Origin of the sequence: Stutzerimonas stutzeri (genome assembly GCF_051028275.1) — a bacterium.
Classification (GTDB): Bacteria; Pseudomonadota; Gammaproteobacteria; order Pseudomonadales; family Pseudomonadaceae; genus Stutzerimonas; species Stutzerimonas stutzeri_AS.
Window position 1 is genome coordinate 2,094,751 of record NZ_CP069269.1, and the last position, 14,701, is coordinate 2,109,451.

Consider the following 14,701-nt stretch of genomic DNA (forward strand, 5'->3'; position numbering starts at 1 on the left):
CATGGCCTATCAGATGGATTTCGGTCCGGTGCTGGCGAACACCGACGTGCTGTTACAAGGCGCGACGTTTACCCTTGGATTGACCGCCATCGGCACTCTGCTAGGGGTTGGGCTGGGCATCGCAGGCGCGTTGGTGCGCGCCTGGCGGATTCGGCCGCTCAACTACCTGTTCGGCCTGTACGTCGAGCTGATTCGTAATACCCCCTTCATTGTTCAGCTGTTTTTCATTTTTTTCGGGCTCCCCGCGCTTGGTTTGCGATTGAATGAATGGGAAGCCGCCGTGCTGGCGATGGTGATCAACCTGGGCGCTTATTCAACCGAGATCATTCGGGCCGGCGTACAGGCAGTCCCTCCCGGACAGATCGAGGCGGCGTCGGCGCTAGCCATGACCCGGATGGAGATCTTTCGCCATGTGGTGTTGCGCCCGGCCTTGGCTAAGGTCTGGCCGGCTCTGTCGAGCCAGATCATCATCGTTATGCTCGGGTCGGCGGTCTGTTCGCAGATTTCCACCGAAGAGCTGACCTTCGCTGCGAATTTCATCCAGTCACGTAATTTTCGTGCGTTCGAAACCTATCTGGCGACCACCGTGCTGTATCTGGCGATGGCCATCCTGATCCGGCAGCTGCTGGGTTGGGTCGGCCGACGTTATGTCGTGGGGGCGCGCTGATGGAGTTCACCTTCTGGGATATTGCACGCAACTTGCTGACCGGCTTGCAATGGACGTTGGCACTGTCGCTGGTTGCATTCATCTGTGGCGGCGTGGTCGGGTTGCTGGTGATGCTGGCGCGGATCGCGCCGGTGCGCTGGCTGCGCATTCTGTCCTACAGCTACATCGAACTGTTTCAGGGCACACCGCTGTTGATGCAACTGTTCATCGTGTTCTTTGGCGTTGCCTTGCTGGGGACAGAGGTATCCGCCTGGCTCGCTGCCGCGGCAGCATTGACGTTGTTCACCAGTGCCTTTCTTGCGGAGATCTGGCGTGGTTGCGTCGAGTCAGTCTCGCGCGGCCAGTGGGAAGCCTCCGAATGTCTGGCGATGACCCGACTGGAGACGTTGCGCTACGTCGTGCTGCCGCAGGCATTGAGGATTGCGGTGGCGCCCACGGTGGGCTTTTCGGTGCAGGTGGTGAAAGGCACGGCGGTCACCTCGATCATCGGTTTCACCGAGCTCACCAAGACCGGCGGCATGCTGGCTAATGCCACCTTCGAGCCCTTCATGGTCTACGGCCTGGTTGCGCTCGGCTACTTCGCACTCTGCTATCCGCTGTCCCGCGCGGCGTACTACCTGGAAAGGAGGCTGAATGTCACTGCTTAACGTATCGGCGCTGCACAAGTACTACGGCGAGAACCATGTTCTCAAGGGCGTCGATCTTAGCATCAAGGAGGGGGAGGTGGTGGCGATCATCGGGCGCAGCGGCTCGGGCAAAAGTACCTTGCTTCGCACGCTGAACGGGCTGGAGACGATCAATGATGGCGTCATTGAAGTCGATGGAGAATACGTGGACGCCACTCGCGCTGACTTGCGCAGCCTGCGGCAGAAAATCGGCATGGTGTTCCAGCAATTCAACCTCTTCCCTCATTTAACGGCTGGCGAGAACGTGATGCTGGCGGTGAAAGTGGTGAAAAAGCTGCCCCATGCCGACGCTGAACGACTGGCGCGGCAGATGCTGGACAAGGTTGGGCTGGCGGAGAAGTTCGATGCCTATCCCGAGCGGCTGTCGGGTGGCCAGCAGCAGCGCGTGGCGATTGCCCGTGCGCTGGCAATGTCGCCCAAGGTACTGCTGTGCGACGAAATTACCTCGGCGCTGGATCCCGAACTGGTCAACGAGGTGCTGGCCGTGGTGAAGCAGCTGGCGAGCGAAGGCATGACGTTGGTAATGGTTACTCACGAGATGCGCTTCGCCCGCGAAGTGGGCAGCAAGCTGGTATTCATGCATCAAGGCAAAGTCCATGAGGTGGGTGACTCGCGTGAGCTGTTCGCCAATCCACGGACGGCTGAGCTGCAGCAATTCATCGGATCGGTCGGCTTGTAGGCGGATGCTCATGCATCGCCTCTGCGCTTAGCGCTGGCCAAAGGTTTGTGCGATCAGCGCCGGAAGCTGCTCTCCGGCAAGTCCTGCCAAAGCGAACTCCCGATCGTTGTGACCGGTTTGAGGCTGAGGGTTGACGTGAACGACGATTGCACCTGCACGCCAGGCGAGGCCGGGCACCTCGGCGGCGGGATAGACCATCCCTGAGGTGCCGACCGAGATGAGCAGATCGCAGGACTCTGCGGCCGCGAAGGCAGTGGTCAGTGCTTCGGCCGGTAAGCTTTCGCCGAACCAGACGACGCCTGGGCGCAAGCTTCCGCCACAGGCGTCGCAGCGAGGCGGCTCCAGGCGGCGTCCGCCCTCGGGCTCGCTTGGCATTCCCAGCGGAGCGGCCGGACGCTTGCCGCAGTTGAAACAGCGAGGCTGATGGAGACTGCCATGCAGGTGTATGACGCCATTGCTGCCGGCACGCTCATGCAGATCGTCGACATTCTGAGTGACGAGTGTGAGGCGGGGGGCGTGGCGGGCCAATTCGGCAATAGCGAAATGCGCAGGGTTCGGCTGGGCCTGCAACACGTTCATGCGCCGCCACTCGTACCATCCCCAGACCAGCGCAGGGTCGGCCCGAAAGGCTTCGGGTGTCGCCAGCGACGCCGCGTCGAAGCGCTCCCACAACCCAGTGAGCGAGTCGCGAAACGTGGGAATCCCGCTTTCCGCGGACACGCCTGCACCTGAGAAGACCATGACGTGCTGGGCGCTGCGCAACGCATCGATCAATGCGGCTGGGATCATCAGTTACTCCTTTACGGACCTGAGCAGACAAGGGGTCAGCGGCATTCGACCGCACCTGAATACCCGTCAGCAGTCATGTTTTCGTCGCGCTGAGTATCTATAGTCCAGAGCCGACGCATCAACGTTCAGTAAAACCGCGGCAGAAGCTTTCCTAACGATGCGATGCGATGCGATAAGCGGTGATCTGCATCACATTGCTTAGGTGCGCTCGCTACACTAAAGTCCGCCTCCGCACCCACCATCAGTCAAGCCGGCGAGTCCAGGATGACCAGTCACGACGCCACGCCTGAGGCCTATCAGCGCGAAATCAAGCGCCTCCAGGAAATCATTGCGCACAACAGTGACTGGCTCTGGGAGGTGGACGCCCAAGGCCGCTACACATTCTGTTCCGAACATAGCCTGCAGATGCTGGGTTATCCGCCATCCGAGGTGCTCGGTCGGACGCCGTTCGATTTCATGCCTGCTAAAGAAGCCGAGCGCGTGGGGCAGGCGTTCGCCGAGATCGTGGCGCAACAGCGGCCATTCGCCGGTTTGATCAACCGTAACTTGCGGGCCGATGGTCGGTTGGTGGTGTTGGAAACCAGCGGGATACCGCTGTTTGCCGAAGATGGCAGTCTGCGGGGTTATCGTGGGATAGATCGAGACATCACGCCCGCGATAGGTTCGTTAAGTCCGCGGATCGTCCAGCTCGAAGCGCTGTATGCCGCTGCGCCGGTAGCGCTCGGGCTGGTCGATAGAGAAGGGCGCTTCGTTAATGCCAATCATGCGCTTACTCGCTTGTTGGGTGTTGATGGCATGACGCTAGCCAAGCGGGCAGTGGCTGATTATCTATCCCCTGACCAGCTGGATGTGCCGAGTGCGTTTATGCGACTGGAGGCCGGCCAGGCAATCGGCGATCTTGCGCTGGCGTTGAGCGGTCGCAACTACCAGATCGCGATCCAGGCGGTGCGCGATCATGATGTTGACCAGCTTGTCGGAATGACGCTCGCCATCACGGACGTCACCGAACAATACCGGCTGCGCCAGGAGTTGGCAGAGGCTAACCAGCGGATGGCAGATGCCAACGCGTGCTTGAGCGAAATGGCTGACACCGATCACCTGACAGGCTTGTTGAACCGCCGCCGTTTCGACAAGACGTTGATGGCCGAAGTTGCGCGAAGCATGCGCAGCGGCGAGCCGTTGTCGTTGATGCTGCTGGATATCGATTTTTTCAAACTTTACAACGACCACTACGGCCATCAGGCGGGCGACGAGTGCCTCCGTACCCTTGCCCGCCTGCTAGGTGACGGAGTGTTCCGTCCGGGCGACCTGGCAAGTCGATACGGGGGCGAAGAGTTTGCTGTCATCCTTCCCAACGCTGACGGCAACGCAGCAGAGCGTGTAGCGGCTCGCTTGCGTGCGCGGTTGAAAGATGAAGCCATCGTTCACGTAGGTGCACCCACTCAGCAGATCACGGCGAGCATCGGTATCGCCACGCTCGCAGGTGATCAAGCGTTAGCGATGACCGCAGGTATAGGCGAGACGGCTGCACGGTTGATAAACATTGCTGACTGTCGCTTGTATGTTGCAAAGCGTGGTGGGCGCGACCAGGTAAGCATCGCCAACTTTGATTCTCCCGGGCGCACCCTGACGTTTGAACGCCTTCGGACGGCTAATGTGTCGGACGGTACGCAACGTCCAGAGGGGTGATAAGCCGGTTGCTGATCCGGCGCACAACCGAAGTGCTGCGCACAGCTATCGACTGACGGCGAACCGACCGCTGAGTGTGCCCAGACGTGAGGCCAATGCGCTCAGCCCGACACTGTCATGCTCCAGCTGGCTGGCCTCAACGGCGTTCTGTTCCGCGATCTGCTGAACGCTTTGCAAGTGACTGGCTATATCCGCAGAAACCTCGGTCTGCTGGCGAGTCGCCGCAGCGATCAGCTCGTTCATGTGACTGATGGCTTCGATCTCCTGCGCCATGGATTCCAGCAGCAGCGTGGTTTGCTGGCTGTCATCGACGCAGCGGGTCGCGCTCTGTCGGCTGTCCTGCATCGATTCGGCCGCCTTTCGGCTGCTGTGCTGCAGACTCGTGATGATCTCTTGGATCTCGCGTGTGGAGGTCGCCGTTTTCTGCGCGAGGTTACGTACCTCATCGGCAACCACCGCGAAGCCCCGACCCTGTTCGCCGGCCCGAGCGGCCTCGATGGCGGCGTTCAGGGCAAGCAGGTTGGTCTGTTCTGCGATGCTGCGAATCACCTCGAGTACTCGGCCGATCTGCTCGGACTGGACGGCTAGGTCTTGCATGACCTCGTCGGTCCCGTCGATGCGCTGCGCGAGTTGGGCAATCTCCTCGCGGCTGGTTACCATCGACTGCCGGCCCTGTCCGGCCTTTGCGTTTGCGGCTTGTGCTGCCAATGAGGCCCGATCAGCATGGCCAGCGACTTCTTCGATAGCAGCAGACATTTGCTGCATTGCATCGACCATCTGTGCGGTTTTGCCCAGTTGCAGATCGGCACCGTCGCGCATTTTCCGGGTCGCAGCGCTCAGGCTGCCAGCCGTGCCGCCAAGGCCGCGCGCATCAGTTACCACGGCGCTGACTAGTTCGGATAGTTGATCGAGCAGATGGTTGAACCGCTCACCGACAGGCCCACTGACGGCGGAGCGCTGGTGCAGGTCGATACGTTCAGGGTTGCGGGTAATCTCGGCGGCGGCGCTGAGCAGCGCTTCGCCTTCGCGGGCTTCGGCATTGGCGCGCACTGCCAGATAAACAAGAATGACACTCTCAAGCACTACGTAGAACGCATGCAAAAACACTTCACTCCAGGTTCCATTTGGCACGACAAACACGCTTGCGCCCTGTTGCTGTAGCGCAAAAAAAGCGAGGTGATGAACTGCGATCGTCACCGCAGCCACGACGATGGGTAGCCAGTCCCGGTAGCAAACCAGAAACGCTAGCAAGGCGAATATGCCGAAATGCATCTCCAACATGCCGTGCTCCTGGTTGATGTGCAGCGCTGACATGACCATGAACGCAGCGCCAATGAGGCAACGCATCAATCGCTGGCCTCCTATCAGCGCGTTGAGAGCGGTCATTGCGATTGCCGTACAGCCACCTATGACGATGGCCTGTGCCCAGGTGCCGCTCATCGCTGCCAAGCCGAGCGAGTACACGAAGAGAAACCACAGCACGCCGAGCATGATTCGATCGGCCTTGCGATAATGGTCTTGCATGGTAAAAGTCGTGCTGTTCATTTTACGTCTCTCGGAAGTGCTCGGGTGCACATCGCTATATCGGCTGGTTTACAACCGGAACTCAGTCCGCTCATCGGTCCCCCCGGACATTCCGCTCAGCCCGGCGAATCTTGCCGGGGCCGATTGGCGAAAGCCGCTCTCGAAAGCAGTCAGCTCACGGTTGTTACCCCAGCTCTCTGAACGCGGAGAGTGCCCGGTCTCGACTCATGGGGATGTCGACGATTGGGGAGGGGTAGTCGATGCTGGTGAATAACCCGTCCAGTTTTGCCGGGTTGTGGATGCTGCGCTTGTCCAGCTCGGCGAGTTCAGGCAGCCAACGGCGGAGGAAGCGGCCGTCCGGGTCGAATCTCTTAGACTGGCTGTAGGGGTTGAATAGCCGGAAGTAGGGCACCGAGTCTGTACCCGTCGAAGCGCTCCACTGCCAACCGCCATTGTTGGCGGCAAGATCACCATCGATCAGGTGTTGCATGAACCAGCGTTCACCTTCCCGCCAATCGATCAGTAGGTTCTTGCTCAGGAACATGGCGACGATCATGCGAAGCCTATTATGCATCCAGCCGGTGGCCAGCAACTGTCGCATCGCAGCGTCGATGATCGGTAAACCGGTACGTCCTTCCTGCCAGGCGGCCAGCTCGTCCGGCGCATGTCGCCAGGGCAGGGCATCAGTCTCTTTTCGAAAGCCACGGCCCATCGAAACATGGGGGTAGCCCACCAGCACATGCTTGTAGAACTCGCGCCACAGTAGCTCGTTGATCCAGGTCACCGCGCCTGGATTGCCGCTTTCAAACTCACCCCGGTTTGCTCTCAAGGCGGCGTGCAGGCATTGCCGAGGGGAAACGACGCCTGCGGCCAGATAGGCTGCGATCTGGCTCGTACCGGGCTCGGCAGGGAAATCGCGACGCTGTTGATAGTCTGCCAGGTCATCTTCAGCGAAGTGCGCTAGACGGAGTTGAGCAAAGTCCTCCCCGGCTGGCCACAACGAACGCAGGTAGTCGCTGGGCTGGGCAAAGCCATCGACTGATCCAGGCACCGGGTCGCTGACGATCGGTAGCGAAGGCTGGCGATCAGGAACAGGCAGGCACGGCGGAAGCGAGTAGGCTAGGCGGGAATGACAGACCTTTCGAAACTGGCTGAAGACCTTGAAGTAGCCACCTGACAAGGTCGTTATCGAGCCCGGCGCGAATAACACCTGATCGAGGTGACGGCGCATCGTCGTGCGCGTTTTCGCCAGTGCTTGGGCCACTGCTTCGTCGCGGCGTTGCTCGTTCACGCCGTATTCGTCGTTGACGTGAACGGTGTCGATATCATGCGCCCTGCAGAGCGAAGCGATCACCTCGGGCACGGCTTGCCAGACCCCAACGTGACGGATCAGCAGCGGCACGTTCAGCTCGGAAAGGCGTACCGACAGCTCTGCTAGATTGCGAAGCCAAAAGTCGACCTTGCATGGCGCATCGTTGTGAGCGAACCACTGGTTTGGCGTGATGAGGTATAGCGCAACCGTTGGACCGGCATTCATTGCAGCAGTCAATGCGGTGTTATCACTGACGCGCAGGTCGGTGCGTAGCCAGAAAAGCTGATTCATTCCAGGTAGCCTTTGGGATCGTCGAGCTGTGAACCCATCCGTAACGTTTCAAGTACGGCAATTGGATCAACGGCGAGAGTCAGGCCGGGCACGTTCCGTAGCTCCGCTTCGTGAATGCTCGCGGCGGGCCCCGCCAATATCAGGGCCGGGTCGTGCGGTGTTGCTAGACGTGGCAGCTGTCGCTTGAGGTAACCGCTATCCAGCGACTGGCTGGCATACAGCAGCAGGCCGCGAGGATTGATCTTTTCCAAGGCCAGCGGCACGTCGGTCAGCGGCACCGACCGCTCGATCACTTCGACCGGGCAGCCGGTGCTGGATACCAGCCATGCGCTGAGCCAGAGTCCGGATTCGAAATGCTGCTCGCCCAAGGGCATCATCAGGTACGGAGCCCCGTTGTGCTGACGATTATTGTGATAGATGCGCGTACCGAGCTTCGTGCGCAGCCATGAGTTGAACAGGCCGCGTTCGAGCTCCGCACCGGATCGATTGGCCCAGCGTTGCTCGAGTTCCAGGAGCAGTGGAAGCAACAGGTGCTTACTCAGCGTCAATGGCGGGTACAGCGAAAGGGCGCGATTGAAGTGGTCATCGAGCTGACGGTCAGATAGGTCTGCAACTGCCCGCAGCATTTGTTCGTGCAGACCGCCCCACTGGTTATGCTCGGATAGATCGATCGTCTTTCGTGCGTCCAGCAGTTGCTTCGCCTGGCTGATTGCGACGCCGCGATTGAGCCAACCGAGAATGTCCAGGATCCTTTTGACATGGCTCTCGTCATAAAGCCTATGGCCCTTGGGCGTTCGTCGCGGGACGATCAAACCGTAACGCCGCTCCCATGCACGAAGCGTCACCGGGTTCACTCCAGTCAAACGCGCCACTTCCCGGATTGGAAACCAGCCCTCGGCGAGCGGTGCGTCAATCTCATCATCGAAAATTCGAGTCATGTTCAGATGGCGTTCCGCAGGCTTAAATCTTCAGGGTGAGGCTGCAGGTATACCTGGCTGGCTACGTAGCGATCTGGATGCCGCCGAAAGTGATGCTTGAGCAACGTCATCGGCACGACGAGGGGAACGATCCCTTCGCGATACTGGCCGATGACGCGTTGCAGCTCTTGCTTGTCTTCACCGCATAGGTCGTTCTTCAGGTAACCGCTCAGGTGCTGAAGCACGTTGGTGTGCGTGCCGCGCGATGCAGTTTTCTTCAGCGCTGCCATTAACTGACTGAAGTACGCAGGAGCGAACTCATCCAGGGGCTTTATCCCAACCGTTGCGACCATGCGGCCCAGCGCCTTGTACTGCTCCGGATTAGTTGCCATCAGCTGGTACTTATGACGCGAGTGATACTCGACCAACGCCTTTCGGGTAAGGCCAGCTTCGAGCAAACGTTGCCACTCGGCATAAGCAAAAATTCGAGTAAGGAAGTTTTCGCGCAGCACTGGGTCGTTGAGTCGGCCGTCTTCTTCGACCGGAAGATCCGGGCGTGCCGCCATCAGAGCGTGCGCGAACAGGCCGGAGCCACCGCCCTCAATGGGATGTCCGTTGGCCTGGTAAACCTTGACCCGCTCCATGCCGCATGACGGCGACTTCTGCATCAGGATGTAGCCGCTGATTTCCTGCAGCTCATCCGCTATCTGCTTGCCATAGGCGGTCAATGCCTCGCTTACGTCCAGTTCGGGGTGCACCGTCCCGACTGCTCGAGGGCTATTGGGGTCTCCTATCAGCCTGATGGGTTCACGCGGTGTACCCAGGCCGATAGCCACCTCGGGACAGACCGGCACAAATTCGAAATGTCTGGCGAGCGTTTCGCTGCACAGCCGTGATTCCTTGTGACCCCCATTGAACCGCACGGGAGTGCCGAGCAGGCACGCACTGATACCAACTTTGATAGGGCGACGAGAAGTATTGGGCATGGCATCGGCCTCATTGCTACTTGTACAGCGAGTGATGTCTGTACAATATGAGGCCATGATAGGTAATTACTTGTACAAGTCAATAATACGCGTATAAGAATTAGCCAAAGCCGTTTGACGCTTAACCGTCATGCGAAAGCGCGCCGCGCCGTCAGCGTCAGCCGAACAGCCATTGCTCGTCGTCGCGCAAGGTGCGCCAGTCAACCTGAATGCTTCGCCGGCTGTGCACGGCCTGTAGCTCCACTTACTATGAAACGTCGTGTTCGTCCCGCAGCAGCTCGGTTACCAGGAAATGTTTTTCCTTGCGTTGCGGTCGGGTCGCTGTCCACTTGGAGAGCAGCAGCTTATCTGGATTGAACCGATTCATGGCGGGAACGAGCCTCAGCTAAGCGATGGAACACAAGTGGGTTAAAACTTGTACATAGCCTACGCTTGCGTTACAAATTTATACAAGATGCGTTGGCTGTATAAACGCAACGTCAATCTCGTCGTCTCATCGATCGTGGCGTGGTAGCACTGGGCTGTAATGAGGATGCTGCAATGAACATATTGCTGACGGGAGGCACCGGATTGATCGGTCGTGCGCTGTGCAAGCATTGGCTTGAACAGGGCCATCGAATCTGGGTCTGGAGTCGAACACCGGAGCGGGTAGCCAAGATTTGTGGCGAAGCGGTAACCGGCATTGGTGCGCTCGGTGAGATGGATCAGGTCCCTCTGGACGCGGTTATCAACCTGGCCGGCGCGCCTATTGCCGATAGGCCCTGGACCACATCCCGCCGTTTAGCCTTGTGGGACAGTCGAATCGTGTTGACTGATCAGTTGGTCGAGTGGCTTTCGATGCGGCTACAGAAGCCGGCACTGTTGATATCCGGCTCGGCTGTTGGGTGCTATGGCGACGGCGGTGAGCGCGAGCTGACCGAGGACGACAGCGCAATTACCGACGATTTCGCCAGCCAACTGTGCAGCGCCTGGGAAGACAGCGCCTTGCGGGCAGAGACGTGCGGCATCCGTGTCGTCCTGGTCCGAACCGGTCTGGTACTGGCGCGTCGCGGCGGCTTTCTGCAGCGGCTGAGACCGCTGTTCGCGCTTGGCCTGGGCGGTCGGCAGGGTAACGGCCGTCAGTGGATGCCCTGGGTTCACATCAGTGATCAGATCAGGCTGATAGATTTTCTGTTACAGCATCCGGCCGCTTCCGGCCCCTACAATGGCTGCGCACCGCAGCCGGTGCGCAACGCGGATTTTGCCAAGGCTTTCGCCGCGAGTCTGGGTCGCTCTGCGGTCTTGCCGGTACCTGCGGCGGCCTTGAAGATCGGACTGGGTGAGCTATCGGGGTTGATCCTCGGAGGGCAAAGAGCGCTGCCGCTGCGATTGCAGGCCGCCGGCTTCCAGTTTCGTTTCGAGACGCTGGATGCGGCACTTGCGGACCTGCGCAACGCGTAACCGCTGTGTGAAAATAGCGCTGCCGACCCGCGGGCTGTGGCGCGATCCATTAAATCAGTAGTTGGAAATGTGCATGTCAGAGCAGGCGTTGTTGTTGGTTAATCTAGGGTCCCCGGCGTCCACCGAAGTGGCTGACGTGCGCCGCTACCTTAACCAGTTTCTGATGGATCCTTACGTCATCGACCTGCCTTGGCCCATTCGCCGATTGCTGGTTTCGCTAATTCTGATCAAACGGCCGGAACAGTCCGCGCATGCTTACGCGTCCATCTGGTGGCCTGAGGGTTCGCCACTCGTGGTGCTCAGCCAGCGCCTGGCTGACGCGATTCGGCCGTATTGGAAGGATGGCCCGGTTGAGCTGGCCATGCGTTATGGCGACATGTCCATTGAGCGCTCGTTGCTGAAGCTGGCGGGGCAGGGCATCAGCCAGGTTACGTTCGCTCCGTTGTATCCGCAGTTCGCTGACAGCACTACGACCACGGCAGTCGAAGAGGCTCGTCGGGTAATCCGAGAGCGTAGCCTTGATATTCAGCTGTCGGTCCTGCAGCCATTCTATGATCAGCCGGAATACCTTGATGCGCTGGTGGCAAGTGCCAGACCGCATCTGCAGCAGCCCTTTGATCACCTGTTGCTGAGCTTCCACGGATTACCTGAGCGGCATCTTCACAAAACGGACCCAACCGGCGCGCACTGCCTCAAGACTGACGATTGCTGTCAACGCGCCGAAGGAGCCGTACTTGCCAGCTGCTATCGCGCGCAGTGCATCCAGAGTGCGGCTGCGTTCGCTGAGCGTGCCGGTTTACGATCGGATCAATGGTCGGTGTCTTTCCAGTCGCGGCTGGGGCGAGCGAAGTGGATCGAGCCCTATACCGAGGCCCATCTGGAAGAGTTGGCGGCTAGAGGCGTGAAGAAATTGCTGGTGATGTGCCCGGCGTTCGTTTCGGACTGCATTGAAACATTGGAAGAGATCGGCGACCGAGGCCGCGAGCAATTCATTGAGGCAGGCGGCGAAGATTTGCAGCTGATCCCTTGCCTGAACACCCATGAACAGTGGGTAGAGGCACTTGTCGCACTATGCCGCCGGGCCCCGCTAGCCCTGTAAGCCATTGAACGCCTGAGGGATGGAAGGTGCATCCCTCACGCCACGACGGCTTCAAACTCCAACGCTTCGAACTCTTCCAGCGGCACCGGGCGGTTGAACAGGTATCCCTGGAACATGTCGCAGCCGTTGGCCACAGCAGCGAACGCTGTGCCTCCGTCTCGACGCCCTCTGCAATTACCTCCAGGCTGAGCCCAGCGCCGCGCCAGCAAAGCGCAAGGAGGGCCGTTGCGTTTTCAAAAAAAGCATAGGAGATCAAAGCGGCGATCCGGATTCAGCCACCGTCCAGGTTGGCGGGAATTTAGTGGCGAATGGCTATTGTCCGCAATAGTACGACGTACAGCGTCGGGATGCATTGGCCAGTCGCAGGCATCCCGAAGCAGACGCGACATGCCAGGCGTATCGGCTGTATGTGATCAGTCTTGAAGTGCAGATGACCGAAGCGCGTTATCCAGAGCCTGGTTAGCCTTGGAGCGCGGCGAGCTGCTTCCGCAATTGCTGGACTTCGGCTTCCAGCTCCTGAACACGCTGCTTGGCTTCGACTTCGGGGGTGACGTCTTTCTGGATACCGATGAAGTACGTGAGCTGATCACCTTCATTGAATACCGGTGTGATCGATAGCTCGTTCCAGAAGGCGCTGCCGTCCTTGCGGTAGTTACGGATAATCTGACGGCAGGGCGTGTTGGCTTGCACTGCTTCGCGGATAGCGGCAAGGCCTGGCTGTTCGCGGTCGCCAGCCTGCAGAAAGCGGCAATCCTGATAGAGGATTTCGTCGGCCTCATAGCCCGTCAGCCGTTGGAATGCAGGGTTGGCGTAGATGAGGATGTTGTCCTCGCCTTCTCGCTCGGCTACCACGATTCCATCGTTGGAGGCTTCGATTACCAGTTGGAGCAACTTGGCGTTGATCATCAGGCTGTCTCTTGTTCGTTTCGCGGCATTCTAGAACAAGTTCTGGAGAGGGCGCACAACGCTTTTGAGGCGAGTCAACGCTGCGGCCAGGAGCGTTGCACCGATTGGTGCAGTGACAGCAAGCGCCAGAGTCGCGCGCTTGGCAGTTCTGGGCTCAGGCAACGGATCGGATGTCCGAAAACACCGATCAGGACTTCAGCTTGCAACGCGCCGCGCAACGGTCACTCCTGAAGGGTGGGGCAGCCAGCCAAGATGAGGGCGGGCGAGGCTGAACAACCAGTAAGCTAGCAACAGCAAGGGTCTCAATAGTCGCCAACCTAGCGGGGCGGCCCATCGGCCACGACCTGCCGCACGCCAGCTCCAATAGGTTGCGTCGAGTCCCGTCAGCCAATGCCCGTCGGCACTGCGTGCGTGAAGCTTGGCGCGAAGCTGTTCCAGCGAGCGCTCTTCGCTGAAGAACTCAGGTGCACTGATGTCCACAAGCTGCAGACGATCGGGTGTGGCATGGCGCCGCAACCAGATGACCTCGCGGGCACAGAGCGGGCAGGCACCGTCGACGTAGAGCGTAAGCGGGAGTTTCGGAAACATTGCGTATTCCTGGATTTGTATAGCTTATGTACAGCCTATGCCTGTAGACGCTGGGTTACAATGCGCCCATCCCTTTGCATGAGCTGCTTGCGTCATGACTGAATTTGCCCGTGCCTCTTCGCTGCTTTCTTCCGAGTCACTCAAGCAGGAAGAGCTTTTCCCGATCCGTGAGGTATCGCGATTGACTGGCGTCAATCCGGTCACGCTGCGTGCCTGGGAGCGTCGCTACGGTTTGATTCAACCGACTCGTACCGAAAGTGGTCATCGCCTCTATTCCATGGCCGATGTCGAGTCAGTGCGCAGCATTGTCGCCTGGACTGAACGCGGCGTGGCGGTCAGCAAGGTGGGCAGTATTCTGTCGCGCAGTGCCGCAACCAAGGCCGCTGCGCCGCCCGAGCAACAGGAAGCGGTTGCGGGCGAATGGGGCGAATGGCAGGGTCAGGTGCAACGGGCAGTGAGCAGCTTTGACGAGAATCGACTCGATCAGGTGTATGGACAAATCTTTTCCACCTATCCGCTGACTGTGGTGTTTCAGGACGTATTGCTGCCGTTGTGGCAGCAGTTGCTGGTGCGCCAGAGTGCGTTCGGTCAGACCAGCGAGTGGCTGTTTCTCGATAATTTTTTGCGCGCGCGCGTGTTGCAGCGGCTGCAAATTGGTCGCAGTCAGTCAGATCAACGCGTACTGCTGGCGGGTGTGCCTGGGCAATGTCGTGAACTGGAATTGTTGGTCGCTGGCCTGTTGCTTTGCAGTGACCAGGCTGTTGTCAGCGTGCTTCCTGTCGGACAGCCGCTCGATGAGTTGACCCTTGTCTGCGAAAAGGTTCGCCCACGCGCCTTGGTGCTGTATTCCAACGTCCCGCCCAATGCATCGTTGCTCAAGCTGTTTACCAAGCTGGCGTTGAGCTTGGACTGCCCGTTGGCAATGGCGGGTGAAGCGGCCGATTTGTCACAGGATGGACTGCGCGGATCGCCGATCGCTTGCCTGGGCAATTCCGGCAAGCTCATGCAGCAGCGGTTGTCCCAGTTCCTGGAAGGCCACCTGGATACGTGACGACACCCGCCTTGCAGGGTGTGGGTTGGCATCTGTTGCGCGATGCATTGTATTGATCGATGTTCGGCGCGATCCTC

At 59.4% G+C, this 14,701-nt stretch carries 14 protein-coding genes and 1 pseudogene; 7 read left to right on the forward strand and 8 right to left on the reverse strand.

Going from position 1 to position 14,701, the window contains the following annotated elements; genetic code table 11:
* Position 1 precedes the first annotated feature (1 nt).
* From JQR87_RS09630 to JQR87_RS09640, 3 genes are read left to right on the forward strand one after another with little or no spacing between them, the layout of a single operon-like run.
* Positions 2-667 carry an amino acid ABC transporter permease gene (locus JQR87_RS09630; RefSeq protein ID WP_407290650.1) on the forward strand — a complete coding sequence of 222 codons (666 nt, stop codon included), beginning with the start codon at positions 2-4 and terminating at the stop codon, positions 665-667.
* Positions 664-1,314: an amino acid ABC transporter permease gene (locus JQR87_RS09635; RefSeq protein ID WP_407297764.1), complete on the forward strand. Its 651-nt coding sequence runs from the start codon at positions 664-666 to the stop codon at positions 1,312-1,314. Before JQR87_RS09630 ends, JQR87_RS09635 begins: the two co-directional genes overlap by 4 nt.
* Positions 1,301-2,032 (forward strand): amino acid ABC transporter ATP-binding protein, encoded by a 732-nt coding sequence (locus tag JQR87_RS09640; protein WP_407290649.1) that lies wholly within the window; start codon positions 1,301-1,303, stop codon positions 2,030-2,032. Before JQR87_RS09635 ends, JQR87_RS09640 begins: the two co-directional genes overlap by 14 nt.
* A gap of 27 nt (positions 2,033-2,059) precedes the next feature.
* Here JQR87_RS09640 and JQR87_RS09645 read toward each other — a convergent pair whose 3' ends face one another.
* A complete protein-coding gene (locus tag JQR87_RS09645) occupies positions 2,060-2,821 on the reverse strand; it encodes an SIR2 family NAD-dependent protein deacylase (RefSeq protein WP_407290648.1) in 762 nt (253 codons plus the stop codon).
* Positions 2,822-3,085: 264 nt separating this feature from the next.
* Between JQR87_RS09645 and JQR87_RS09650 the strand changes: the two genes are divergently transcribed.
* The gene (locus JQR87_RS09650; protein ID WP_407290646.1) at positions 3,086-4,510 is read left to right on the forward strand and encodes a sensor domain-containing diguanylate cyclase; all 1,425 of its coding nucleotides are present in this window, start codon (positions 3,086-3,088) and stop codon (positions 4,508-4,510) included.
* A 45-nt stretch (positions 4,511-4,555) separates the two neighbouring features.
* Here the strand turns inward: JQR87_RS09650 and JQR87_RS09655 are convergent, their stop codons facing one another.
* The 5 genes and pseudogenes from JQR87_RS09655 to JQR87_RS09675 form a co-directional block, all read right to left on the reverse strand.
* A complete protein-coding gene (locus JQR87_RS09655) occupies positions 4,556-6,055 on the reverse strand; it encodes a methyl-accepting chemotaxis protein (RefSeq protein ID WP_407290645.1) in 1,500 nt (499 codons plus the stop codon).
* A 163-nt stretch (positions 6,056-6,218) separates the two neighbouring features.
* On the reverse strand, positions 6,219-7,637 hold the full coding sequence (phrB, locus tag JQR87_RS09660) for a deoxyribodipyrimidine photo-lyase (protein WP_407290644.1): 1,419 nt from the start codon (positions 7,635-7,637) through the stop codon (positions 6,219-6,221).
* A complete protein-coding gene (locus JQR87_RS09665) occupies positions 7,634-8,575 on the reverse strand; it encodes a MerR family transcriptional regulator (RefSeq protein ID WP_407290643.1) in 942 nt (313 codons plus the stop codon). Before JQR87_RS09665 ends, phrB begins: the two co-directional genes overlap by 4 nt.
* A gap of 2 nt (positions 8,576-8,577) precedes the next feature.
* Positions 8,578-9,540 carry a YbgA family protein gene (locus tag JQR87_RS09670; protein WP_407290642.1) on the reverse strand — a complete coding sequence of 321 codons (963 nt, stop codon included), beginning with the start codon at positions 9,538-9,540 and terminating at the stop codon, positions 8,578-8,580.
* 157 nt (positions 9,541-9,697) lie between these two features.
* Positions 9,698-9,829: pseudogene (locus JQR87_RS09675) on the reverse strand (TIGR02450 family Trp-rich protein).
* A 251-nt stretch (positions 9,830-10,080) separates the two neighbouring features.
* Here JQR87_RS09675 and JQR87_RS09680 point away from each other — a divergent pair.
* Both JQR87_RS09680 and hemH read left to right on the forward strand, forming a co-directional pair.
* Positions 10,081-10,980: a TIGR01777 family oxidoreductase gene (locus tag JQR87_RS09680; protein ID WP_407290641.1), complete on the forward strand. Its 900-nt coding sequence runs from the start codon at positions 10,081-10,083 to the stop codon at positions 10,978-10,980.
* A gap of 73 nt (positions 10,981-11,053) precedes the next feature.
* Positions 11,054-12,079, forward strand: coding sequence for a ferrochelatase (gene hemH, locus JQR87_RS09685; protein WP_407290640.1), 1,026 nt, complete (start codon positions 11,054-11,056; stop codon positions 12,077-12,079).
* Positions 12,080-12,538: 459 nt separating this feature from the next.
* Here hemH and JQR87_RS09690 read toward each other — a convergent pair whose 3' ends face one another.
* Both JQR87_RS09690 and JQR87_RS09695 read right to left on the reverse strand, forming a co-directional pair.
* On the reverse strand, positions 12,539-12,985 hold the full coding sequence (locus JQR87_RS09690; RefSeq protein WP_407290639.1) for a PAS domain-containing protein: 447 nt from the start codon (positions 12,983-12,985) through the stop codon (positions 12,539-12,541).
* A gap of 195 nt (positions 12,986-13,180) precedes the next feature.
* Positions 13,181-13,573 carry a thiol-disulfide oxidoreductase DCC family protein gene (locus JQR87_RS09695; RefSeq protein ID WP_407290638.1) on the reverse strand — a complete coding sequence of 131 codons (393 nt, stop codon included), beginning with the start codon at positions 13,571-13,573 and terminating at the stop codon, positions 13,181-13,183.
* A 94-nt stretch (positions 13,574-13,667) separates the two neighbouring features.
* Between JQR87_RS09695 and JQR87_RS09700 the strand changes: the two genes are divergently transcribed.
* Positions 13,668-14,624 (forward strand): MerR family transcriptional regulator, encoded by a 957-nt coding sequence (locus JQR87_RS09700; RefSeq protein ID WP_407290637.1) that lies wholly within the window; start codon positions 13,668-13,670, stop codon positions 14,622-14,624.
* Positions 14,625-14,701: the final 77 nt, after the last annotated feature.